At 37.1% G+C, this 24,074-nt stretch carries 19 protein-coding genes and 1 other annotated feature; of the genes, 15 read left to right on the top strand and 4 right to left on the bottom strand.

Annotation, left to right across the window (positions count from 1 at the left end; all coding sequences use genetic code 11):
• Positions 1 to 71: 71 nt before the first annotated feature.
• On the bottom strand, positions 72 to 2,666 hold the full coding sequence (locus RYK16_RS02045; protein ID WP_314850440.1) for a transglycosylase domain-containing protein: 2,595 nt from the start codon (positions 2,664 to 2,666) through the stop codon (positions 72 to 74).
• Between the two features lie 14 nt (positions 2,667 to 2,680).
• Entirely contained in the window at positions 2,681 to 3,529 is an 849-nt protein-coding gene (locus RYK16_RS02040; protein ID WP_314850439.1) for a DegV family protein, read from the bottom strand.
• Positions 3,530 to 3,661: 132 nt separating this feature from the next.
• Here RYK16_RS02040 and RYK16_RS02035 point away from each other — a divergent pair, with 132 nt between their 5' ends.
• From RYK16_RS02035 to RYK16_RS02020, 4 genes are read left to right on the top strand one after another with little or no spacing between them, the layout of a single operon-like run.
• Complete coding sequence (locus RYK16_RS02035; RefSeq protein WP_314850437.1) at positions 3,662 to 6,727, top strand: DNA polymerase III subunit alpha; 3,066 nt, start codon at positions 3,662 to 3,664, stop codon at positions 6,725 to 6,727.
• A 1-nt stretch (position 6,728) separates the two neighbouring features.
• On the top strand, positions 6,729 to 7,397 hold the full coding sequence (locus tag RYK16_RS02030) for a response regulator transcription factor (protein WP_294209189.1): 669 nt from the start codon (positions 6,729 to 6,731) through the stop codon (positions 7,395 to 7,397).
• Positions 7,387 to 8,829, top strand: a complete 1,443-nt coding sequence (locus tag RYK16_RS02025; RefSeq protein ID WP_314850435.1) for an ATP-binding protein — start codon at positions 7,387 to 7,389, stop codon at positions 8,827 to 8,829. The genes RYK16_RS02030 and RYK16_RS02025 overlap by 11 nt, the downstream gene beginning before the upstream one ends.
• Complete coding sequence (locus tag RYK16_RS02020) at positions 8,819 to 9,493, top strand: methyltransferase (protein WP_314850434.1); 675 nt, start codon at positions 8,819 to 8,821, stop codon at positions 9,491 to 9,493. The genes RYK16_RS02025 and RYK16_RS02020 overlap by 11 nt, the downstream gene beginning before the upstream one ends.
• Positions 9,494 to 9,539: 46 nt before the next feature.
• On the opposite strand, the gene RYK16_RS02015 is transcribed toward RYK16_RS02020, so the two are convergent.
• Positions 9,540 to 10,589, bottom strand: coding sequence for a hypothetical protein (locus RYK16_RS02015; RefSeq protein WP_314850433.1), 1,050 nt, complete (start codon positions 10,587 to 10,589; stop codon positions 9,540 to 9,542).
• A 65-nt stretch (positions 10,590 to 10,654) separates the two neighbouring features.
• Here RYK16_RS02015 and RYK16_RS02010 point away from each other — a divergent pair, with 65 nt between their 5' ends.
• The 8 genes from RYK16_RS02010 to RYK16_RS01975 all read left to right on the top strand — a co-directional run bounded on the left by RYK16_RS02010 (position 10,655) and on the right by RYK16_RS01975 (position 19,540).
• A complete protein-coding gene (locus RYK16_RS02010) occupies positions 10,655 to 11,422 on the top strand; it encodes an HAD hydrolase-like protein (RefSeq protein WP_314850431.1) in 768 nt (255 codons plus the stop codon).
• 21 nt (positions 11,423 to 11,443) lie between these two features.
• Positions 11,444 to 11,791 carry a NifB/NifX family molybdenum-iron cluster-binding protein gene (locus RYK16_RS02005; protein ID WP_314850429.1) on the top strand — a complete coding sequence of 116 codons (348 nt, stop codon included), beginning with the start codon at positions 11,444 to 11,446 and terminating at the stop codon, positions 11,789 to 11,791.
• A gap of 35 nt (positions 11,792 to 11,826) precedes the next feature.
• Positions 11,827 to 12,018: a binding site (T-box leader), on the top strand.
• A gap of 36 nt (positions 12,019 to 12,054) precedes the next feature.
• Entirely contained in the window at positions 12,055 to 14,454 is a 2,400-nt protein-coding gene (leuS, locus tag RYK16_RS02000; RefSeq protein WP_314850428.1) for a leucine--tRNA ligase, read from the top strand.
• Between the two features lie 102 nt (positions 14,455 to 14,556).
• A complete protein-coding gene (locus tag RYK16_RS01995) occupies positions 14,557 to 15,300 on the top strand; it encodes a segregation/condensation protein A (protein WP_314850426.1) in 744 nt (247 codons plus the stop codon).
• A complete protein-coding gene (gene scpB, locus RYK16_RS01990) occupies positions 15,293 to 15,946 on the top strand; it encodes an SMC-Scp complex subunit ScpB (RefSeq protein WP_314850424.1) in 654 nt (217 codons plus the stop codon). Before RYK16_RS01995 ends, scpB begins: the two co-directional genes overlap by 8 nt.
• Before the next feature lie 20 nt (positions 15,947 to 15,966).
• Positions 15,967 to 16,452 carry a DUF4358 domain-containing protein gene (locus RYK16_RS01985; RefSeq protein WP_314850423.1) on the top strand — a complete coding sequence of 162 codons (486 nt, stop codon included), beginning with the start codon at positions 15,967 to 15,969 and terminating at the stop codon, positions 16,450 to 16,452.
• Between the two features lie 37 nt (positions 16,453 to 16,489).
• On the top strand, positions 16,490 to 17,785 hold the full coding sequence (gene purB / locus RYK16_RS01980; protein ID WP_314850422.1) for an adenylosuccinate lyase: 1,296 nt from the start codon (positions 16,490 to 16,492) through the stop codon (positions 17,783 to 17,785).
• Positions 17,786 to 17,983: 198 nt separating this feature from the next.
• The gene (locus RYK16_RS01975; RefSeq protein WP_314850421.1) at positions 17,984 to 19,540 is read left to right on the top strand and encodes a hypothetical protein; all 1,557 of its coding nucleotides are present in this window, start codon (positions 17,984 to 17,986) and stop codon (positions 19,538 to 19,540) included.
• 80 nt (positions 19,541 to 19,620) lie between these two features.
• Here RYK16_RS01975 and RYK16_RS01970 read toward each other — a convergent pair whose 3' ends face one another.
• Positions 19,621 to 20,907, bottom strand: coding sequence for an adenylosuccinate synthase (locus tag RYK16_RS01970; protein ID WP_314850420.1), 1,287 nt, complete (start codon positions 20,905 to 20,907; stop codon positions 19,621 to 19,623).
• 107 nt (positions 20,908 to 21,014) lie between these two features.
• Between RYK16_RS01970 and RYK16_RS01965 the strand changes: the two genes are divergently transcribed.
• Genes RYK16_RS01965 through RYK16_RS01955 form a run of 3 tightly spaced genes read left to right on the top strand, consistent with a single transcriptional unit; the run spans position 21,015 to position 24,032 of the window.
• The gene (locus RYK16_RS01965) at positions 21,015 to 21,842 is read left to right on the top strand and encodes an Mrp/NBP35 family ATP-binding protein (RefSeq protein ID WP_314850419.1); all 828 of its coding nucleotides are present in this window, start codon (positions 21,015 to 21,017) and stop codon (positions 21,840 to 21,842) included.
• Between the two features lie 56 nt (positions 21,843 to 21,898).
• Entirely contained in the window at positions 21,899 to 22,582 is a 684-nt protein-coding gene (locus RYK16_RS01960; protein WP_314850418.1) for a response regulator transcription factor, read from the top strand.
• On the top strand, positions 22,563 to 24,032 hold the full coding sequence (locus tag RYK16_RS01955; protein ID WP_314850417.1) for a HAMP domain-containing sensor histidine kinase: 1,470 nt from the start codon (positions 22,563 to 22,565) through the stop codon (positions 24,030 to 24,032). Before RYK16_RS01960 ends, RYK16_RS01955 begins: the two co-directional genes overlap by 20 nt.
• The last annotated feature ends 42 nt before the right edge of the window (positions 24,033 to 24,074 follow it).

Here is a 24,074-nt window from a genome sequence, read left to right as displayed (position 1 = left end):
GATAGATGTAATTCTATTATTCGCTTTTTGTTTATAAAAAAAGAACCTATATCGCTATAGATTCTTATTGTTTATTTTGCATCCTTTGCGGCAGTAGCGTCTGGATCGTAATAACCAGCATCCGTACAGATTGTTTCGGACTTCTTACCACCACTTGTCACAAAGTATCCACAGGCTTTGATATTGCCTTTAAAGTACTCAGGCAAACCTGCATACATGTTTGTCTTACTTGTTACAGATGTAATATAGACATCGTTTTGATATAAGTCTGCATAGAACTTTCCGTTTGCGGATGTCTGTAAAAAACTATTGTATGCTAAGCAAGCTCCATATTTAGAGATGTTATTGTAGTTATCCTTTAAGGATATATTACGACTACCTGAACAACTATCTTGTGTTAACCAGTTGATATAAACAATACCATTGGAAATAGATGCATTGAGTCCTGCTAAGTAACTGTTGTTGTTACGATAAGAACTTGTGTATTGTGTAGGTGTGTAATTTAAACCAGTAGAAGATACTTGGGAAGTGATTGTCTTACCACCATAATTAGCTCCATCATTTGCGACATGTGGATATGTACCATAAAGGTAAGTTATATCCTGTACATCACTTGGTTGTGACACACCCCAAATTGTATCTGGAGAGATATAGGATTCTATATCTAACATGTGACGATTAATTTGTCCTGGTGTATTCCAGTCTCTCCAAGTAGGGAAGTATGTCATTTCACCATCGATTGCTTGGTCGAATCCATACCATACAGCATTGGTGTATTGAGATGTACTAGCGACCATCCACTTATCTTTCGCTGCACCACTTGGGATACCATATTGTAAACCATCATTACCCCAGTCAGTTGTACCTGTTTTTGCGTAAACTGGATAACCACTTTGTAATATCTGCATGTGGTTGTAATACTTGTTTTGATTTACGTTATTTTCCATTAACTGGTCTACAAGATATGCACTACCAGATGAAAGTGCACGAATATTCTGGTTTTGTGGTTCATATACATTGCCATCATCTGTTTGAATACGACGGATTGTATGTGGTTCGTTATAAACACCTAGATTGACTAGCATTGCGTGTGCAGCAGCCATCTCAGCAACGGAAGCTGTAAAGTCATTACCGCCAATTGCAAAGGATAAGTGATAGTTGCTGTATTTGATCTGTGAGAAGCCAATCTTCTTTAAGTAATCAACAATTGCGTCTGAACCAATTTTTGCTGTAACTTTCTCCAATGTTTGAATGGCAGGAGTATTTAAGGAGTTGGCCATTGCGTCCTTAATCGTAACATCACCCTCATACTTACCGTTATAGTTTACTAATACGCGTTGTTCGGCTGGGTAGGTAATTGGTTTATCAATCAAGACTTCATCCAAGGAGTATCCCAAATATTCAAATGCAAGAGCATACTCCAATACTGGTTTAATACTAGAACCTGGCTGTTTGTATTGTTGTAGGGCACGATTTAACAATCGTGATCCACCATCGCCACCATAGTTTCTACCACCACCAACGCCAACGATTTCACCATTCTTGTTGTTGAGGGTAATCATTGCTAGCTGCACTAGGTCACTTTCAAAGTCGACAACTTCACCATTTTGAATCGCTTCAATTTCAGTTTGGATTGTTGGATCTAAAGCAGTATAGATAGACATACCAGTAGATAATGGGTCAAGTCCTGTCATGCGTTGCACTTCATCTAATACAACATCCAAGTAAGATGCGTAGCGTGTATTCCCAGTATTGAAGTTGGATTTACCCACAAGTGTATCTTCAACTTTAATGGATTTCGCTAGAGCGCATTCTTCACTTGTGATGTAGCCATGATATTGCATCAGGTCTAGAACGTTATTTCGACGTTGTGTGGCATAGTCTAAGTAGTTATATGGGTTATAGGTATTTGGTAGGTTAATAATACCTGCAAGTAATGCTGACTCAGCTAAAGTGAGTTGGTTCGCATTTTTACCATAGTAGTAAAGGGCGGCCTTTTGTACACCACGTATACGATCACCAAAGTTTAGTTTATTGACATATAACTCAAAGATTTCTCGCTTATTAAGTTGTTTTTCTAGCTGCATACTTAACACAATTTGCTGTGCCTTATAAGAAAGGGTAGCTGAACGTTCGGTACTGTTATCACCATCTTCGATGGAGAAGTAGGTATTTTTAACCAACTGCATCGTAAATGTGGAACCACCTTGCGTATTGTGTCTTAGTACTGTTTCTAAAATAGATTTTGTAAAACGAGGAATATCGAATCCGTTATGTTCAAAGAAACGTGAATCTTCTACGGATAAGAATGCATCAATTAAGGATTCAGGCATCTGTTCATAGGCAATATTCTCACGGAAATAGGTACCGATTTCTGTAAGAAGTGTACCATTACCGTCATAAATTTTTGAGGATTCTGTACTGATTAAATCATCAACATTTAGTGTTGGCATACCTTTTAGTAATTTACTAGCATAACGCAAGGCGTAAGCACCACCTACAAGATATATTGCAACAATCAAAACCATGAATACTGTTAAGATCTTTTGCCAACGTAATTTACGTATATATTTCTTTCGTAATTTTTCGCGCTGCTTCTCATCTGGCTGTTCAACAACTTCCGGATGGTCAAAGTCAGGCAAAAATGACTTTTTCTTTTTTGTCATGGAACCTCCGTTTCTTAGCAGGTTTGAAAATACTGAATTGCAATACAACCAACACCTGTGTGTACTGCAATGGCATTAGGTAATTCAATGACTTGAATAGTAGCTTCAGGGAAGCGTTCTGTCATAGTGTGATATAGATTCATTGCTTCAGAGATATTTGCGACATGCGCGATTGTAATGAGTGTGTTTTCACCTGGGTTATCTTTGGCAATTTCATCTACTGCAGTGCTAAGTGCTTTGCGGAAAGTGCGTACTTTTGTTAAGGTATCAACTTTACCTGCAGTTTTTTTATTGATTTGTAAAACAGGAATAATTTTTAAAAGTTGTCCTAGTTTTGCGGCAAGAGGTGTCATACGACCGCCACGAATAAGCTGGTCCAGTGTTTCTGGAATAAGTAAAGTATTTGTTGAGTTGATAATCTTTTCGACTAAGATTTGAATCTCTAGGTGGGATTTACCTTCGTCATACCACTTCTTAATATTTGTAATTAAGTAATCTTGCACTACCGCAGTTACATAGGTATCAATACAAATAATCTTAATATCTAAACTATTTGCAATTGCGGTCATTGTACTCATCGTTCCTGAAAGACCATTACAAATAGGGACAGCAATGATTAGCTCAACACCCTGATCCTTTAAACTTTCAAAACATTCTTCGATAATGCCTGCGGAAGGTTGTGAAGTTGTTAGAACTTTTTCTTCCTTCATTAAACGAATACAGTCATTACGATTTAATGTTTCCATATCTTGATATGTTTTATCATCTACGCTGATTTGCAAAGGAAGACTGATAATTCCCTGTTCTGCGTATTCGTGAATTGATTTTCCAGTACCACTATCTGTAACAAATGCAACTTTCATAATAACCTCACTTTTAAAAATGTATCATTACATATTATATCGCACATTCCTGTCTTTTTATATTTTAAACGACAACATTAACTTTTCTTTTAAGTTATTTCTTAATATTATGCCCTAAGGTATAATAGTTACATGACTACACATCTATTCGTACGTAGTTGTTACACGTTACTGGATAGCACAATTCGCATTCCTGAGCTTGTTTCAACAGCGAAAACATATGGATATCAAAGTGTCGCTTTGACCGATCATCATGTGATGCACGGCTTAGCGCGTTTTCTACATGAATGTAAGAAAGAGGGTATTCATCCTATTGTTGGATTAGAAGTTGATGTTTTCTACCATGAACAGAAAGTTCCTTTTTTACTACTTGCAAAGAATAATAGAGGATATGCAAATCTAATGAAGCTTTCTTCATTGTTATGTGATGGAAGAGAGTATGCAACGCTAGAAGAATTCTTAACATATAGTGAACATAATTTCATTATTGTGTATGGTGAAGGTGGGTATTTTGATGCGGAACTCATCAGCGAAGATCGTACTGGAATTATTCAGAAATTAGCTTTGATGAAATCGGAATTACCTACTTTTGATATTGCGATTTCTTATGAAGAAACATCTTTATGGCGCTCGAAGAATGCAGTATTAAAAGCGTTAGCGAAAGCACAGGGAATTCAGACGGTCGCATTAAATAAGATTTATTATCTAGCGCAAAAAGACTATGAAACTTTGAAGGTATTATCCGCAATCAAACAGGGGACAACCTTGCGGGATAAAAATGTAACACCAATTACAGGTAGATACTTTTTATCGATTTCTGAGATGGAACAAATTTATGATGCGGATGATTTACGTAGAACAGATGAAATCGCGAGTGAATGTCATTGCGATGGGGATTTGGAAAAGACCGGGATACCTGTTTATCCATTGAAAGAAGGAATTACGGCAGAACAATATTTACCGCAACTTTGTCTTGCAGGACTTAAGAAACGTTTAAATGGTGATTTAAAGCCTGCCTATGTAGAACGGTTAAAACATGAATTACAAGTGATTCACCAAATGGGCTTTGAAGATTATTTCTTAATCGTCTATGACTTTATCCGTTATGGTCGACAAAAGGGTATCTACATTGGACCAGGTAGAGGTAGCGCTGCTGGTTCTTTAGTTGCGTATTGTTTGGGTATTACAATGGTCGATCCATTACAATATAATCTGTTATTTGAACGTTTCTTAAATGCTGAGCGTGTATCCATGCCAGATATTGATACTGATATTCCAGATATTCATCGTCAAGAAATTATTGACTATGTCTATCAGAAATATGGTGAACAACACATTGCCAATATCATTACATTTGATACCTTAGCAGCACGCGCTGTTTTACGTGATGTTGGTAAAGCTATGGATATCTCCAAACGTGAGATAGATATGATTGTTGGTCTAATTCCACAAACGCCAAAGATTACGTTAGAGAAAGCGTATGAACAAAAAGAGAAATTACGTGTCCTACTCAATGCAAGTCCACAATTGATGGAATATTTTAACATGTCAAAACGGATTGAAGGTCTTCCAAAAAATAAGAGTATTCATGCGGCTGGTATTGTCATGTCCGGTAAGCCAATTGAGGATGTGATTCCTACCATACAAATGGCGGAAGGAATAAAGACAACACAGTTTGTTGGTAATTACTTAGAAGAAAGGGGTCTTATTAAGATGGACTTCCTTGGACTTAAGAATCTAACGACAATTGATGAAATTGTACAGATGATTCATAAGCATAATCCAGATTTCAATATTTTATCAATTCCGTTAAACGACGCAAAAACATATCGTTTATTTGCGCAAGCAGATACGATTGGTGTCTTCCAGTTTGAATCGGATGGTATGCGTAATTTATTGCGCAAGATGAAGCCAAATTGTTTTGAGGATATTATTGCTGCTTTAGCACTCTTTAGACCAGGTCCTAAAGATCAGATTAACACTTACCTAGAGGGTAGAAAGAATCCTGCATCGGTTGTATATCCATCCAAGGAATTAGAGCCGATTCTTAAGGAAACTTATGGTGTTACAATCTATCAGGAACAAGTTATGTTGATGGCACAGATTGCGGCGAAGTTCTCGCTTGTAAAAGCAGATATACTACGTAAAGCAATCTCAAAAAAGAATGAAGAAGAATTAGCAGGACTAAGACAAGAGTATGTGCGTGGCTGTAAAGAAAATGGCTATAGTGATGAAACTGCTAGTTTACTCTTTGATTTAGCAGAGAAGTTTGCAGGGTATGGCTTTAATAAATCTCACGCAGTTGCGTATGGACTTGTAGCGTATCAATTGGCCTATCTAAAGGCTAACTATCCATTAGAGTTCTATACATCAATTTTAAATAGTGTCATTGGAGATAGCACAAAGAGTGCAATCTATATAACTGAATGTAGACGAAAGCACATTTCTATCGAAGCACCAGATGTTAATCGCTCGATGGATATCTATTATCACAATGGAAAATCAATTATTTTACCACTTTCCATCATTAAGGATGTAGGTACACTGGCTGCTAGAACAATACTGGATGAACGTGATAAGAATGGCCGATTTGGTGATTACTTTGATTTTGTTGCTAGAGTTGTACTACGCAAGATTAATCGCACACAATTAGAACGATTGATATCTGCTGGCGCACTTGATGAATTTGATCTAGGTAGAACTACAATGTTAAATACTTTGGATGATGCAATCAAGTATGCAAAGCTAGTTCAGGTTCCATTTGGTGCACAGTTATCTATTGATCCACAACTTGTATCAAAGCCAATCGTTGTACGCATGAAGGATAGCCAAGAAGAACTCAGTGAAAATGAGAAGGCTGCACTTGGCTTTAATCTAGGGGAACAACCAATTGTTCACCTAAGACAAAAATTAGGTATCACATATCCACCACTTGCGGAATTAAATAGTAATCGTGGGTTATACCGTGGATTTGCATATATTCAAAGTGTAAGACAGATTCGTACTCGTAAAGGGGACCTAATGTGTTTTTTAAAACTGACAGATGAAACAGGTGAAAGTGATATGGCTGTTATGCCAAATCTATATTCCCAATATAGTCAGTATCTTGTAAAAGGTGTATATATACAGTTTTATGCTAAAATTCAGGATGAAGCTTCCTTTTTAGCAAATCAAATAGAAATAGTAAGGCAGAAATAGTATGGCAAAAATTTTAATTGTAGATGATGAAGCAAACATCCGTGAAGTTGTACGTGAATATTGTGAAATCAATGGTTTTGAAACAGAAGAAGCAGAAAATGGTTTGGTGGCAATTGAGAAAGTAAAGAATACACATTTTGATTGTGTAATCTTAGATGTCATGATGCCAGTATTAGATGGTTTTTCTACTTGTAAACAAATTAAGGGTATCGATCAAGTACCAGTGATTATGTTAAGTGCTCGTCAAGAAGAGTATGATAAGTTATTTGGTTTTGAATTAGGTGTAGATGACTATGTCACAAAACCATTCTCACCCAAGGAACTTATGGCACGTATAAAAGTTGTTTTAGAACGTGGTAAGAAGACACAAACAAATTCCGATATCATGATTTTCAAGGGATTACAGATTGATGTGCTTGGTAGAGTCGTAACTGTTGATGGGGAAAAGGCTCCATTAACACCTAAGGAAATTGATTTGCTTCTATATCTTGCAACACATCCAAATGTTGCGCTATCACGAGAAACTTTACTCGTAGAAGTATGGAATTATGATTATTTTGGTGATGATCGCACGGTTGATACACATATCAAGATGCTAAGACATAACTTAGGCCCATACCGTGATTTCATTACTACTGTTCGTGGAATGGGGTATAAGTTTGAAGCTTGATACACATGGTATCCGCTTTCGTTTGTGGCTAGCGTTCTTTACGATGGCCGTTGGTATTACGTTATTCATCGCTTTATTACAAACAGGCTTGATTCGTCCGTATTATCGTAATTCTAAGATTGCGGCAGTACGTACTGTCGCAGACCATATCCAACAAACACTGATTACAAATAATGCAAGTGGCAATGGTGTTGAGTCTGCGATTCGCGAAGCTGTAAATAATAACGTATGTATCGCTATTTATAATGACAGTGGAACACAAATTTACAGTGCAGATAGTCTAGGTGCAGGTTGTGCCTTACAAGATCCTAAGTCTGATGAGATTCAGGGTCTTTTAGACCTTTCATCGATTGATAGCAAACTTCAAAATGGTGAACTGAGTATTAATATGACCAACCAGCGTACGGGACAAGAGATGATTATCTATGCGCGTCATATTCGTGAAAATCTAGGAAATTACTATCTGTTTGTAAATACAGCATTAGAGCCAATTGATAGTGTCGTAACATTCTTTACGCGACAATACGCACTCTATACAATTATTGTGATTGTCGTAGCTTCGATTGTATCTTTGATGATTTCTGGTTTGGTAACTGATCCTATCATTCGCATGAAACAAGAAGCTGTGAAACTATCACAAGCCGATTATAGTGCACACTTTGATGGTGGTTCATTAACAGAATTCCAGCAACTCGCAAATAGTTTGAATACTGCAAATCGACAACTATCTAAAATTGATGAATTACGAAGAGACCTTTTGGCGAATGTTTCACATGATATTCGTACTCCAATGACGGACATTCGTGCATACGCAGAAATGATTCGAGATATTTCTGGAAATGACCCAGTTAAACGTGATAAACACTTAGGGGTTATTATCAAAGAGACAGACTATATGACGCGACTCATCAATGATATGAGTGAACTTGCCAAGATGCAATCAGGTAACTATGTACTCAATCGTACGAATATGGATTTAGCGGATAAGATTCGTGAAATTATTGAATTAAATCAAAAGTCTATCGCACAAGGTGGACAGATTGTAGATTTACGCTTGCCAGGAACACTCTATATCTATGCGGATGAAGTTAAGATTGGGCAAGTGATTACAAACTTCTTAACCAATGCCTTAAAACATACAGCGACAGGACAACATATTACAATTCAAGCATATCGCAAGCCTGATGAGGAAACGATGCACTTTGAGATACGAGATGATGGTGAAGGAATTCCTGAAAGCGAATTGCCGTATGTTTGGGACCGTTATCATAAGACATCTCGTTCATTCTCACGTAATCAACTAAATACAGGTTTAGGTTTAGCGATTGTTAAGGCTATCCTAGATGCACATGATGCACAGTTTGGTGTAGAGAGTGTTGTTGGAAAGGGTTCAACCTTCTGGTTTGAATTAAGGGAAACACATGAAGCTTGATTATTTAGGTGGAACAGACTTTCTCATTGATCAAGGAGACGAGTTTTATCGTATGAATTCAGATACGGAATTATTAGGTCGTTTTATACGTATGAAACACCATCATCGCTTTCTTGAGATTGGTTGTAATACAGGTGCTGTATTACTATACGCATCACTGCGTAAACCAAAAGAACTGGTTGGGGTAGATCTATTTCCTGAAGTATTAGCATTAACAAAACAAAATCTAGAGCGCTATAAAGTACATGCGTATTTACATGCATGCAAGATTCAAGATTATCATGATGAACTCTTTGATGTTATTGCATGTAATCCACCATACTTTTCAACTACAAATCAAGATTTGATGAATGAAAATCAGTATAAAAGGGCAGGAAGACACGAAGAAAATCTACCATTGAGTGAACTCTTTTCATCCGTGAAACGATTGTTGAAATCAAATGGTTCTTTCTTTTTGGTACATCGTGCGAGTCGTTTAAATGAGTTGTATCAATGTGCAAGTAGCGTGGGATTATTGCCAGTTAGGATGATATTTGCCTATGACCATCCGAATGGCGTAGCGAAAACAGTGTTAATTGAATTTCAGTTTGCTAGTTTACATGAATGTTTGATTGATTCCCCAGTTTATCTGGATGATCGTAGTACATTTCCTACAATTGAATAGAATATGATAAAATCCACCCTTAGGTGGATTTGTTATTTATGCATTGTTATGGCGCTACAGTTGGAACCGGTGTTGGTGTAGCGTTAGGATCAACTTCAGGCGTTGGAGTTGGTGTTGGAACTGCCTCTGGTGTAGGAGTTGGTTCAACCGTAGGCTCTGGAGTTGTTTCTGGAGTAGGTTCTGGTGTAGGTGTTGCTTGTGGATTATCATTGAATACTCCTGGTGCTGTATTGGTTTCTGCTACTGGAGCTGTTGACTTTAATGTATAACATACAACTTCAGCTGGGCTTAAGAAACGCATATCGACACCAATCGTACCAACACCATTTGAAATATCAAGTACGAATGTATTTTGAATCAAATGTTTCCCACGCAAGTAGTTTACTGCCTTATCAGGTGCATAATAGGCTCCTAAGAAGTAATATGCTTGTCCACCCAAAGAATGACCTGCTAGGAAGTAGTCTGTTGTATCGAGTGGGACAAGAGATGCTGTATCTGGTGTATGACATACTGAAATGACATAGTTTTCATTGCTGACGTTAGCGTAAGCAGCGTTAACATCAGGTGTACTATTCAATTCATTCTCTAGTCCTACTAAAGAAATAAATCCGGATGAACCATTATGAATAGATACAGAACTATTTGAGATGACTTCAAAGTTTGCAGTCTGTAAAATTGATAAGACATGAGACTTTATATCAGCAGTAGCACAATCTTGATCACCTAATACTGCAAATTTTCCGAGTGGGGCTTTAATGGAAGATAGGGCAGTGGTGACTTCACCATCCGTTTCGGTAGTAATCGTTGCATTAGGTGCATAGATATCACCACCAAATACCACTGCATCAGGAGCAATGCGATTGATTGTATCTACTAGCTTTTGTAAACGATTTTGATTCATGTGATTACCATAGTAGATATCAGAGACATATAAGATTTTGGTGTTATTAAGATCTTGTGGAATCTTATCCGATGTCAGTGTCTGATAGCGTACCGTATACTTTCTTGGAGCAAGCAAGAAGGCATCTACTAATAGATATAAAACTAAACCGAATATAATACCCAAAATCAGTAATATCTTTTGAATTTGTTTCATGTGTTTTCCTCGCGTGTATAATCATATCACATCTATGTGATACAATAAGCACACGAGGGAAGAAAATGTTAAGGAATAAAGGGTATATCATTCAATTAGAAACATTGATGCAACAAAAACAAGCAATGCCAGGTGCCAAAGAACTAATTCAGTCTTTCCAAATGGAGAATATTAGTTATCTGATTTTAACAGAGCGTTCATCTGTAACGGTTGATGAAATTATAAATCAGTTAGAACATTGTGGCATTCATGGTATTAGAAAAGAGAATATCTATACTTCGACAATGGCTGCAGTGGAGTATATTGTTGCACATGATAAGAAGGCGATCGATGTAGATTACATCGGTGGTAAAGGGATACGTCAGGTACTAACTGATACAGGGTTTCATATTACACACCATCGTCCACAATATTTCTTTGTTGGAATGGATAGTAGTTTATCTTACGATGAATACCAAGATGTCTTTATCCAACTAAGACAAGGAAGTCAACTTGTATCTGTCGACCATCGCCGTATTCAACTTGTTGATCAAGTAGAAAAGATTGGTAACGGTACAATTGTACGCATGCTTGAGTATGCGGCTGGTGTGAAAGCGATGAACTTTGGTTGTGGCACAAAGATATTACTGAAGTCCGCAAGCAGTCATCTACCGTATTCCTTAAGTGAAACAATCATGATTGGTAATCGCTTTAAAAAAGATATTGTGCCAGCACTACAGTTAGGAATGTTAACATTCTATGTTGCAGGAAGCGAAGAAATGATGAAACAAGGTATAAATGATGAATTACATCCAGATTATATTCTGGATGATTTAACGGGATTATTACGATAATCGTCTATTGAGGAGAGCGATATGAAAATTTTGGTTCCAATTGAAAATGATATGATTTATCAACACTTTGGTCATACACCTGCGTTTCGTTTGTATGACGTCGAAGGTAATATAGTTCTTCATACAAAAGATTATGTACCAAATGGACAAGGACATGTAGTAATGTGTCAGATAACGTTAGAGTTAGGTGCAAATGTAGTGATTGCAGGGGGATTTGGGTTACCAGTTCAACAAACTCTATCTTCCAATGGCATTCAAATATTTGGTGGCGTTAGCGGTAGAGCAGATGATGCAGTACTTGCCTATCTTGAAGGTACTCTTACCTATAATCCAGACATTGCAAAGCATCATTGTGGTTGTCATCATTAAGCATTGAAAAAATGGATGATGATTGTTAATATATTGGTAATGCAGTGATAAAGAATAGTAGTGAGCGATTCATTTCCAGAAAGCCGTGGGTTGATGTGACACGGTATGATGACCTACATGAACTCAACTTTTGAGCAAACGTAACTTCTGCGTTAAAGAAGATTTGAGGTGTATGATTGATTTACGATCATAAACTAAGGTGGTACCGCGTATATAACGTCCTTAGAGTAGGACGTTTTTTATTTTGAGAAGGAGATTTGATTATGTCATTTGATCACAAGAAGATTGAAACGAAGTGGCAACAGTATTGGGATGAACATCAAACATTTAAAACGGATGGTTATGATTTTTCAAAGCCTAAGTATTATGCGTTAGATATGTTCCCATATCCATCTGGTTCTGGTTTGCATGCAGGTCATCCAGAAGGATATACAGCAACGGACGTTATCTGTCGTATGAAGCGTATGCAGGGCTTTAATGTATTACACCCAATGGGATTTGATGCATTTGGCTTACCTGCAGAACAATATGCAATTAAGACAGGAAATAATCCAGCTACATTTACAGAAAAGAATATTGAGACATTTAAGAAACAGTTACGTGCCTTTGGTTTTAGTTATGATTGGGACCGTGAGATTTCTACAGCAGATCCTTCTTTCTATCACTGGACACAATGGATCTTCAAGCGTCTTTTTGAAGATGGCTTGGCAAAGTGTGTTGATATGCCAGTAAACTGGTGTGAAGAATTAGGTACAGTACTTTCCAATGATGAAGTCATTGATGGCAAGAGTGAACGTGGAGGATATCCTGTCGTTCGTAAGAATATGCGTCAATGGGTAATCGATATTCCAGCGTATGCTGAAAAGTTATTGGAAGGACTAGAAACAATTGACTGGCCAGAGTCCACAAAGGAAATTCAGCGTAACTGGATTGGTAAGTCCATTGGTGCACAGGTAACTTTTAAGGTTGATGGTCATGATGATAGCTTTGTTGTCTTTACAACTCGTTGTGATACATTGTTTGGCGCTACATACTGTGTGCTCGCTCCAGAACATGTACTTGTGGAAAAGATCGTAAGTAGCGAGCAAAAAGAAGTAGTAGAAGCATATCGAAAAGAATGTGCAACAAAATCTGATTTGGAACGTACAGAACTAAACAAAGATAAGACAGGTGTATTTACTGGTGCATATGCGATTAACCCAGTAAATGGTAAGAAGATTCCAATCTGGATTTCTGACTATGTCCTAGCAAGCTATGGAACAGGCGCAATCATGGCTGTGCCTGCCCATGATGAACGTGACTATGCATTTGCGAAAAAATTTGGTATGGAGATCATTCCTGTACTAGCTGGTGGTGATGTAACGCAAGAAGCTTGGACACAAGATGGTTTACATATTAACTCTGAATGGCTTGATGGTTTAAATAAGCAAGAAGCTATTGATAAGATGATTGAATGGTTGGAATCCAATCATATCGGTCAAAAGAAGATTAACTATAAGATTCGTGAATGGATTTTTGCTCGTCAAAGATATTGGGGTGAACCAATTCCTGTCGTTTATCTTGAAGATAATCGCTATGTGGCAATTAGTGATGAGGAGTTACCACTCGTACTTCCGGTATTAGATGACTATAAACCAAGTAAGGGTGGACAATCCCCACTTGCCAAAGATGAAGAATGGGTAAATGTAACAATTGATGGTATTAAGGGAAAGCGTGAAACAAGTACAATGCCAGGTTCTGCTGGTAGTAGTTGGTACTTCTTACGCTATATTGATCCAAAGAATGACAAAGCTATCGCAGATTCAGAACTTCTCAAACACTGGATGCCAGTCGACCTTTATGTCGGTGGACCAGAACATGCAGTAGGACACTTGTTGTACTCTCGTATGTGGAATCGTTATCTTTATGATAAGGGCATCGTTTCTACAAAAGAACCATTCCAGAAATTAGTTCATCAAGGTATGATCTTGGGTGCAAATGGTATTAAGATGGGTAAGCGTTATCCTGAGTTTGCGATTGATCCAAATGTATTGATTGAACAATATGGTGCAGATACTGTACGTCTATATGAAATGTTTATGGGACCATTAGAAGCCAGCAAGCCATGGAGTGAGCAGGGTGTAGATGGTGCACATAAGTGGTTAGAACGTGTACATCGCTTGATTGTAGAATCTAATAAACTTAGTGATACAAATGATGGCTCTTTAGATGAAGTCTATCATGCGACGGTTAAGAAGGTCACAAGCGATATCGAAAGCTTAAATCTCAACACTGCAATTTCACAGATGATGATTTTCATCAATGAATGTTATAAGGCTGAAACTCTCTACAAGCCATATATGAAAGGCTTTGTACAAATGTTTGCGTGCTATGCACCACACTTAGGGGAAGAACTATGGCAATTCTTAGGTCATGATAATACTCTGACATTTGAAGCTTGGCCAACCTACGATGAAAGTAAACTAGTAAAGAATCAAGTTGAAATGGTTGTACAGGTCAACGGCAAGGTTCGCGGTAAATTTATGGCAAATATAGATGAAGACAAGAAGGTTGTAGAAGAGATGGCACTAGCTTTACCATCTGTACAAGCACAGATGGAAGGAAAGACAGTACGTAAGCTTATTGTTGTGCCAAACCGTATTGTCAATATTGTTGTTGGATAAAAAAACTACCTTTGGGTAGTTTTTTTATTTGCCATTGTCGGTAACATCAGATTGATATGGTTAGATACTGGATTATTTGATATAATGCAAAAGGTAAAAAATATGGAAGAATTCAAGGTAACGATAGAAAAATTTGATGGTCCACTTGATTTAATGTTACATCTCATCAAAGAGAAACAGATGGATTTGATGGACTTAGATATGAACGAGTTAACGGACCAATACATTGCGTACTTAAACTCTATGCAACAATTGCATTTAGAAATTGCGGGTGAGTATTTGGCGGAGTTAGCGACTTTAATCGAATATAAGTCTAAGAAAATGATTCCTGGTAATAAGGAAGAGTTAGAAGATGCGTATGAAGAAGATCCAAAGGAACGCTTGGTTCGTCGCTTGTTGGAATACCAGCAATATAAAGAAATTAGTGAAACTTTGAATGCCTTATTCGAAGAACGTCAAATGATGATGGGTAGACCCCTTAGTACGGAAGTTGATCAATGGATGAAGCATTCTGATGAAGAGATGAAGGTAGAAGGCAATCCATATGATTTAATGAAGGCAATGAAGCGTATCTTAATGCGTATGCAGTTGTCTAAGCCAATTGAGGCACGTTATACAGTCAAAGAGATTTCGATGGAAGATCGTCAGATTGAAGTACGTGCTAAGTTAGACCGCTTACCTGAAACCTTCCGCTTTGAAGCATTATTAGACGATGTTCATGAACCGCAGATGTTTATTGCGACATTCCTAGCTGTTTTAGATCTTGCACGTCAACATAAGTTATTTTTTACAGTTGATGAACAGGAAGTTATTTGGTTTAGAAGAGGAGAGATGGTGAATGAGTGAGATGGAAAATCAGACAATCGTAGAAGATAACGCTGCTGTATTGGATGAAGAATTTGATGAGACAACTTCATCATCAGACCAACAACAACCAGATCCAAAAGAGCGTATGCTAGCAATATTAGAAGGTCTATTATTCCTTTGTGGGGATGATGGCTTATCCATTGAGCAGGCTGCCGCATCTATGGATGCGACAGAAGAATATGTGGCAGAATTATTTGATGAGCTACAGAAATATTACTTACAGGAAAGTCGTGGCATAGAGATTGCGCGCTTTGGAGAAAAGTATCGTTTCTTATCCAAGGCAACTATTCATGACGCTGCAAAGAAGTTGTTCCAAACTTCTACAGAAGCTAAACTCTCTAATGCGGCTTTAGAAACGCTTGCGATTATTGCATATAAACAACCAATTACACGTGTTGAAATTGAAGAAATTCGTGGTGTTGGTGCAGATGTGATGTTACGTAAGCTCGTAGCTAGAGGTCTTATTCAAGAAGATGGTCGTAGTGAAGCAGCTGGAAGACCAATACTATATTCTGTTACAGATGAATTCTTAGATTCCTTTAAACTATTGAGTTTAGACGAATTACCAGAGCTTCCACAATTTGGTACAGAAGAAACAGATAATGGTGAGTTATTCCACTCCTAAGGAAAACGAGGGTTAGATTCATGTTGAAGAAATTAATCGTTGTATTAACACTATGTTTCCTAGTAGGTTGCACAACTCGTCGTAACACTTCCGAAACACATGATACAAATCGTGTGTTAGATGCAGGGAAAGTTGCTTCACAATTATTACGTAAACTAAACTTAACCGATTCTATGGAACAGGTAAGCGATAAAGTAATGGATAGTGTCTTTATGCAGGGCGAAGATCTAACAGATGATAAGATTGCTTATCTTGCAATAGATAAAGGAAACTCTAATACAATTGCGGTCTTTGTGGCTGATGAAGATACGAGTGTTGATGTACTACGTGAGCACTTACTAAAATATCTAGATACCCAGAAAGTAACAATTGAAAACAATTATCCAACTGAAGTTTTTAAAATATCGAATGCTGTATTAGAGGATAATGGTAGAGTTGTTGTACTTGTGGTGGCTGATAACATTGAGGATGCACGCAAGTATGTAAATGACATACTTGAAAAATAAATCAAGCAGTTGTTTCTGAACAAAAAGGAGAGAGGCTATGATTGAAAGATATTCCCGACAGGTAATGCGTGATGTATGGAGTGAAGAGGCAAAGTTTCAGGCATGGTTAGATGTTGAAATTCTAATCGATGAAGCTTGGTCTAAGCTTGGAGAAATTCCAGCAGAAGATGTAGAAAAGATTCGTGCAAATGCAAAGTTTGATGTAAACCGTATTCTAGAAATCGAACAGGAAACAAGACATGATGTAGTCGCATTTACAAGATGTGTATCCGAAAGTCTTGGTGAAGAAAAGAAGTGGATTCACTATGGTGTTACTTCTACAGATGTTGTAGATACAGCCAATGGTATTCGCTTCAAGAATGCAAATCAGATTTTGCGTGAAGATATTCATACGTTTATGGATATCTTGAAAACAAACGCACTCAAATACAAAGATACAGTTATGATGGGTAGAACCCATGGTGTACATGCGGAAATTACAACCTTTGGTCTTGTATTTGCATTATGGTATGAAGAAATGAAGCGTAATTTGGAACGCTTTGAACTTGCATGTAAGGATGTTGAGGCAGGTAAGATTTCTGGAGCGGTCGGAACATTCGCAAATATTCCACCATTCGTACAGGATTATGTATGTGAAAAGTTAGGGATTCAAAGTGCTGCTATTTCTACACAGGTACTACAACGTGATCGTCATGCACACTATTTCGCAATCTTAGGACTAATCGCTTCTTCATTAGAACAGATGGCAACAGAAATCCGTCACCTACAGAGAACGGAAGTTCGCGAAGCGGAAGAACATTTCAATAAAGGACAGAAGGGTTCCAGTGCAATGCCACATAAGCGTAACCCAATCGGTTCTGAGAATATTTGTGGTGCCGCAAGAGTGATGCGTGGATATATGCTAGCAGCGTATGAAGATATTCCATTATGGCATGAAAGAGATATCTCTCATTCTGGTGTAGAACGTATCATCTGTCCAGATGCAACAGAATTATTGGATTACATGTTAACGCGTTTTGGTAAAATCTTAAAAGATTTAACTGTATTCCCAGAGAATATGAAAAAGAATATCTGGCTAACCAATGGAGTTATCTTCTCACAACGCTTCATGTTAAAGCTGATTGAGAAGGGTTGGTCTCGTGAAAAAGCATATGATACAGTTCAACCACAAGCCATTAATGCATGGGAGAATCATCTCAACTTCAAGGAACTCATGTTAGCAAATCCTGAAGTTACAAGTACTCTAACATTAGAAGAAATCGAAGATTGTTTTGATCCAATGTATCATGTACGTAACGTAGATGAAATCTACAAACGCGTTGGAATTCTATAAATTTATAGATAAACTTCTTATACGCTGTATGGTCAAATAACCATACAGTTTTTTTGATTTAAATATATATAAATGTAGCAAATTGTACGTTGTGTCAAATGTAGGTCATATGCATTGACAAAGGTATATATACAACGTAAAATGTTGTGGTTTAACTACATATTCAATGTTGAAAATATCAATTATGGAGGACAGTCAATGAAAAAACAACTTATCAATATTGGTGCATGCATGGCTATTTCAGCAAGTCTAGTATTTGCTGGAAATTACGCTACTTATGCGGAGGAGAATGATCCTACAGTATGGACAGAATCTAATGAAGAAAATGCTCCAGAATCCACACCAGAATTTAATCCAGATAATGAATCAATACCTGATAATAGTTCATTGCCGGATTCTGTTCCTACATCAACTATTCCAGCTTCATCTTCTCCATCTACACCAGTGCTAAATGATAACCTCGTTGAAGAAGGTGGACATGTTAATGTTGAAGGTTTACCAGCAAAGTTAAGTGAAGATGGTCAAGGAGTTACATATTCCTATATCGTAGCGTTCCAAAGAATGCATTCAAGCGACCATGGACAGACTGTTAGTGACCTTCGTATGTGTCTTCCAAATTTACCTTATACAGATATTAAATTTACTCTAGTAGGGACAAGAGATGCGAACTCTAATCCTGTGCCAGTAAATGTACCAATGGTTGGTGTTGATGTAGATGATGTAGATGTTGTAAATAATCCAGATGTATACGCATATAATCTTCCAACTGCTGAAGAAGTTCAAAATGGTAAAACAGCATACTATGTTACAAAAAACATGGAAGATGAATCTTACGATAAAGTGAAATTCTATAATGTATACAGCAATGTTAATTTAAGCCAAGCAATCAAAGTTGAAGTAACACTTCCTCTAGAAGATGCTAAGAATATTAAGTATCTACCAATTGATGCAAGAATGGTTTGGAAAGCAAGCCAAGAGGGCGGAATTGTCGGTTATGAATCAGGTGCACAACATCTAGAAGAATATGCAAATCATAATCTTTTTGATGGTAATAATGGAAATGTAGAGTATGGTGGATTTGGTGATCCAGCTTCTATAGATGATAGTTATGTATCTAACGGACACTTAATTAAATCTGTTGCGAAATCATCTACATACATTACGCCAAATAATGGTGACTGGACAACAATTCCAAATGATATAAACATTGATGAGAATACATTCTTCGCGTATGCTAAAATCTTTACTTTACGAGCAAATAGCGCAGTAACTTATTATATCTCTGAAAAAGAAGATATGGCTGACCAAGATGTTTCACATTTACAGTTAGGCTCTGTTGTAGTTGACTATGTAATTTCTGGCGAAGGTACTTCTATTAAAGCTACTTATATTGATACTATTTTAAGACCACTATATAACGCTGATGGTGCATTGGCTGCATACAATACAGCGGATGATGGAAATGAAGCACCACAGTCTATTACTTATGATGGCAAAGAATATACACTTGTAGGAACAAGTGCTACATCTGCTCCAGCTACTGGTGTTTTAGCAGAGGGAGTATCTCATGTTGTCTATGAATATGCATTAGTTGCTACACCAACTCCTGCTCCAACACCATCTACACCAGCTGCTTCTACACCTAAGACAGCAGATACTACAAATCTAGCGGGATATGTTGCAGCATTACTTGCGGCTTTTGTAGCATTTAGTGTTACAGCCGTAAATAGATACAAGTCTAATCAAATTTTCTAAAACTAAAAATGTCGATGGAAATATTCTGTCGACTTTTTTATATAAAAAATCCATATCAGAAAGTGATATGGATTCAATGACTATTTAAGAATATCTCTTAATACGATGTTTGCGTTACGATCTGGTCCTACTGATACTAAGCAGAACTTTGTACCTGTGTATTCTTCGATGAAGCGTACATACTTTTGACAGTTAGCAGGTAACTCATCAAATGATCTAGCATTAGATATATCTTCTTGCCAGCCATCAAAATATTTATAAATTGGCCTTGCCTTAGCATAGTCTTTTAGAGATGCTGGAACTGTATCGTACTCCTTACCATCAATTTCGTATCCTACACATACAGGTAACTTATCATAGCCTGTTAGGATATCTAGTTTTGTTAGTGCCATCTCTGTTAGACCGTTAATTAAAACAGCTTGGCGAACAACTGGTAAGTCTAACCAACCAACACGACGTGGTCTGCCTGTTGTAGCACCATATTCAAAACCTTTTTCACGAAGAGCATGTGCTTCATCACCTTGTAACTCAGTAACAAACGGTCCTTCACCAACACGTGTGGAGTATGCTTTTGTTACACCAATAATGTGGTCTAATTTACGTGGAGATACACCAGCGCCTTCGCATACACCTGCAGCTGTAGGGGATGATGAAGTTACATATGGATATGTACCATAGTTAATATCCAACATATTCGCTTGTGCACCTTCAAATAAAACAACTTGTTTTGCGTCTAATGCTTTATTGATTTTATCTGTCGCATCACAGATCATTGGTAATAGACGTTCTCTATACTCTTTGAATGTAGCTACCATTTCATCGTAATCAAATGGTTCTGAATTAAAGAGTTTAACAATTTCTTCATTCTTTTGTGCAAGAACAATCTTTAGTTTTTCTTGGAATACGTCCCAATCACGTAGGTCACAAACACGAATACCAATACGTGTATATTTATCCGCATAGCATGGACCAATACCGTTCTTTGTTGTTCCAATCTTACCAGCACCAGCACGTAACTCTTGTAGTTCATCAATCTTTACATGATATGGCATGATGAGGTGAGCACGGTCACTAATCTTTAGGTGATCACATGTAAAACCTTGAGACTCTAATGTTTCAATTTCCTTGAATAACACAGATAGATTAACGACAACACCAGGGCCAATAATGCATGTGGCATCAGCGTTTAAAATACCTGATGGTAATAAATGTAAAATGATCTTTTTATTATTTACGACAACGGTATGTCCAGCATTATTACCACCTTGGAAACGGACAACCATATTGACGTTAGTTCCTAGTAAATCGACGACTTTTCCTTTTCCTTCATCGCCCCATTGGGAACCTACAACTACATATCCTGACATGATATATCTCCTTTAACGCAACAATAATATCATATATATCTTGAATATAGGCAAAATAGAGAAAAATTATCAGTGTTTATAGTAAAATGGGTAAAGAGGTGATGAAAATGAGTGAAAGAAACGCAAAAGGAAAAACACCGGAAGATTATGGCTTCCGTATGCCTAATAAAAAAGGTATTCAGAAATTTGAATTACATGAGGGCGCTAGCGTCAAAAAAGTAATTGGTATTGTATCAGGTAAAGGTGGAGTAGGTAAGTCATTTGTGACATCGATGTTGGCATCTATGATGCAAAAGAGAAATCATAGAGTAGCTGTATTAGATGGTGATATTACAGGACCTTCTCAAGGTAAGTCTTTTGGAGTTACATCTAAGGCAGAAGGCTTTAAGGGTACTATTTATCCAGCAATCACAAAGAATGGAATGCAGTTAATTTCATCGAATATGTTGCTTGATAAGGATGAGACACCAGTTATATGGCGTGGTCCGATGGTGGCTTCTATTCTGCAACAGTTCTATTCAGAAGTATTATGGGAAGCAGTAGACTACATGTTTGTAGATATGCCTCCAGGAACAAGTGATGTTCCATTAACATTATTCCAATCTGTACCACTTGATGGAATTATTGTAGTAACAAGTCCACAGGATTTAGTATCCATGGTAGTTGAAAAAGCAATTAACATGGCATCTATGATGAACATCAAGGTACTAGGTCTTGTTGAAAATATGTCTTATGTTCAATGTCCGAACTGTGATGAAAAGATTTATGTCTTTGGTAAGTCACATGCTCACGAAGTGGCAGAGAAGTATCACTTACCGCTACTTGCACAGATTCCAATGAATCCAGAGATTCCGGCTGCTGCAGATAAGGGTAGTATCGATGAAGTAGTTGTTCCAGAATTAGATGTTGTAGCAGAATTCATCGAAAGTATTTAAAGTATTCACGTTTCGTTCACATAGTTTTACTAAGATACTCATAAGGAGGATGTTCCATGACAAAGATTTTGATCGTAGATGATGAAGCGAAGATTCGCGAACTGATTATCAAATATGCAAAACATGAAGGTTTTGAAACAGCTGAAGCTGCGGATGGCATGGAAGCAGTAGAACTATGCGAAAAGAATCACTATGATCTTGTTGTCATGGATATTATGATGCCTCATTTGGATGGCTTTTCTGCAGTAAAAGAAATTAAAAAGACAAAGCCACATTTACCATTTATCCTATTATCCGCCTTAGGTGAAGAATATGATCGTATTCATGGTTTTGATGTTGGTGTTGACGATTATGTTGTAAAACCATTCTCTTCCAAAGAGTTAATGATGCGAATTCATGCAATCTTAAAAAGAGTTCATCCAGTTGAGACTGTATCAAATGAACAGTTCAAGGTGGATGAAATGGTAATTGATTATTCTGCACGTACCGTTACAATCGAAGGACAACGTATTCAGTTATCCCCAAAGGAATATGAATTGCTTGTCTATCTCGTAAAAAACAAGGGTATTGCGTTAACACGTGAACAACTCTTACAAAATGTTTGGGGTTATGACTTCTTTGGTGATGATCGTACTCTTGATACGCATATTAAACTATTGCGTAAGAACTTAGGTGATTATGCAAAGTATATTATTACATTGAGAGGAGTTGGCTATCGTTTTGAAAAAGTTGACGCCTAAATCAAAAAAGAATATTAGTCTACGCTGGAAGATTGGTTTATATCTTTCTGTGTTCTCATTTGTACTTGTGGCTATTGTATTTATATTTCAAGCTGTTCTACTAGAGCCGATGTATGAGGCAAGTAAAAAGCGTACGGTAGAGAATGTATCAAATGCAGTAGTAAATGTCGTAAAAGAAGAAGATGATGCGGATGATATTGAACAATATATCAATATTGTTCAAGAGACCAATGAAACATGCATTCGCGTATTACGAGAATCTAATATCTTTCCAGGTACGTATGAGGATACGTACTTTGAATCTGATAGTGGAAATCTAGGTTGTCGTTTATACAAGATGTCTTCCAATGAGATCCTAACGCAGATAGCAAATGCTGAAAATAGTGGTAAGGGTGAATCAATGGTTGTACAAGATACAAACTTGATTACACCAACCAATGGTGAACGTTTCCGTAATATTACGTATACTCGTATTATTAAAGACCACGATGGTAATAAATCAATCGTTATGGTTTACAGTAATATCACACCAATTTCTACGACAAAGAAAACATTATCGATGCAAATGTGGTATATCTCTGCAATTATCTTGCTTGCAGTATTAGTACTGACATATATTATGTACCGTACAATTGCACGTCCATTAATTTTAATCAATCAATCTGCAAAGTCATTGCCAGAGGGTAAATATGAACGTGTTACAGTACAAAACTATCGAGAAGCAGAAGAATTAAATGATACATTATTAACAGCTGCTCAGGATATACAGAAAGCTGATAAAGCGAAACGTGATTTAATTGCGAATGTATCACATGATTTACGTACACCATTAACGATGATTTCAGGTTATGGTGAGATGATGAAAGATCTTCCAGAAGAGAAGACAGATGAAAATATTCAAGTCATTATTGATGAATCAAAACGTTTAAATGCACTGGTGAATGACTTGTTAGATTTATCAAAATTACAGGAAGAAAAGATCCGCCTAGAAAAAGAAAATTTTGATTTAACGAAAGTCCTTCAAACACAGTTACAAAAATATGATGTTTATCACATGCAAGAAGGTTTCACGATTGATACTGAATTAGCCGATGAAGCGATTATCAACGCAGATATGAAACGTATTGAACAAGTGTTTAATAACTTCATGACAAATGCAATCAACTACAGTGGTGATAAAAAGCATATTATTGTCCGTGAGAAAAAAGTGGATGATGTGGTTCGTGTCGAAATTCAAGACTTTGGAGAAGGGATTGCCAAAGAAGATATCGCTAAGATTTGGGATCGTTATTATAAGATTGACAAGGAACATGTACGTGTATCAAATGGTTCTGGTATCGGTTTAGCAATTGTCAAAGAGATACTCGAACTACATGATGCTAAATATGGTGTTATTAGTAATCCTGGAGAAGGCAGTACATTCTGGTTTGAATTTCCAATCGTTAAGTAAAAAGTAAAGCAGGCTTTTGCGGTCTGCTTTTTAATTGATAGG

The organism is uncultured Solobacterium sp. (assembly GCF_963550625.1).
Classification (GTDB): Bacteria; Bacillota_I; Bacilli_A; order Erysipelotrichales; family Erysipelotrichaceae; genus Bulleidia.
This window is presented reverse-complemented; position numbering and strand designations above follow the sequence as displayed.

Excerpts from the sequence above, each read along its gene's own strand:
- RYK16_RS02045 (WP_314850440.1), bottom strand. The coding sequence starts at position 2,666 with ATGACAAAAAAGAAAAAGTCATTTTTGCCTGACTTTGACCATCCGGAA.
- RYK16_RS02040 (WP_314850439.1), bottom strand. The coding sequence starts at position 3,529 with ATGAAAGTTGCATTTGTTACAGATAGTGGTACTGGAAAATCAATTCAC.
- RYK16_RS02035 (WP_314850437.1), top strand. The coding sequence starts at position 3,662 with ATGACTACACATCTATTCGTACGTAGTTGTTACACGTTACTGGATAGC.
- RYK16_RS02030 (WP_294209189.1), top strand. The coding sequence starts at position 6,729 with ATGGCAAAAATTTTAATTGTAGATGATGAAGCAAACATCCGTGAAGTT.
- RYK16_RS02020 (WP_314850434.1), top strand. The coding sequence starts at position 8,819 with ATGAAGCTTGATTATTTAGGTGGAACAGACTTTCTCATTGATCAAGGA.
- RYK16_RS02015 (WP_314850433.1), bottom strand. The coding sequence starts at position 10,589 with ATGAAACAAATTCAAAAGATATTACTGATTTTGGGTATTATATTCGGT.
- RYK16_RS02010 (WP_314850431.1), top strand. The coding sequence starts at position 10,655 with ATGTTAAGGAATAAAGGGTATATCATTCAATTAGAAACATTGATGCAA.
- RYK16_RS02005 (WP_314850429.1), top strand. The coding sequence starts at position 11,444 with ATGAAAATTTTGGTTCCAATTGAAAATGATATGATTTATCAACACTTT.
- leuS (WP_314850428.1), top strand. The coding sequence starts at position 12,055 with ATGTCATTTGATCACAAGAAGATTGAAACGAAGTGGCAACAGTATTGG.
- RYK16_RS01995 (WP_314850426.1), top strand. The coding sequence starts at position 14,557 with ATGGAAGAATTCAAGGTAACGATAGAAAAATTTGATGGTCCACTTGAT.
- scpB (WP_314850424.1), top strand. The coding sequence starts at position 15,293 with ATGAGTGAGATGGAAAATCAGACAATCGTAGAAGATAACGCTGCTGTA.
- RYK16_RS01985 (WP_314850423.1), top strand. The coding sequence starts at position 15,967 with ATGTTGAAGAAATTAATCGTTGTATTAACACTATGTTTCCTAGTAGGT.
- purB (WP_314850422.1), top strand. The coding sequence starts at position 16,490 with ATGATTGAAAGATATTCCCGACAGGTAATGCGTGATGTATGGAGTGAA.
- RYK16_RS01975 (WP_314850421.1), top strand. The coding sequence starts at position 17,984 with ATGAAAAAACAACTTATCAATATTGGTGCATGCATGGCTATTTCAGCA.
- RYK16_RS01970 (WP_314850420.1), bottom strand. The coding sequence starts at position 20,907 with ATGTCAGGATATGTAGTTGTAGGTTCCCAATGGGGCGATGAAGGAAAA.
- RYK16_RS01965 (WP_314850419.1), top strand. The coding sequence starts at position 21,015 with ATGAGTGAAAGAAACGCAAAAGGAAAAACACCGGAAGATTATGGCTTC.
- RYK16_RS01960 (WP_314850418.1), top strand. The coding sequence starts at position 21,899 with ATGACAAAGATTTTGATCGTAGATGATGAAGCGAAGATTCGCGAACTG.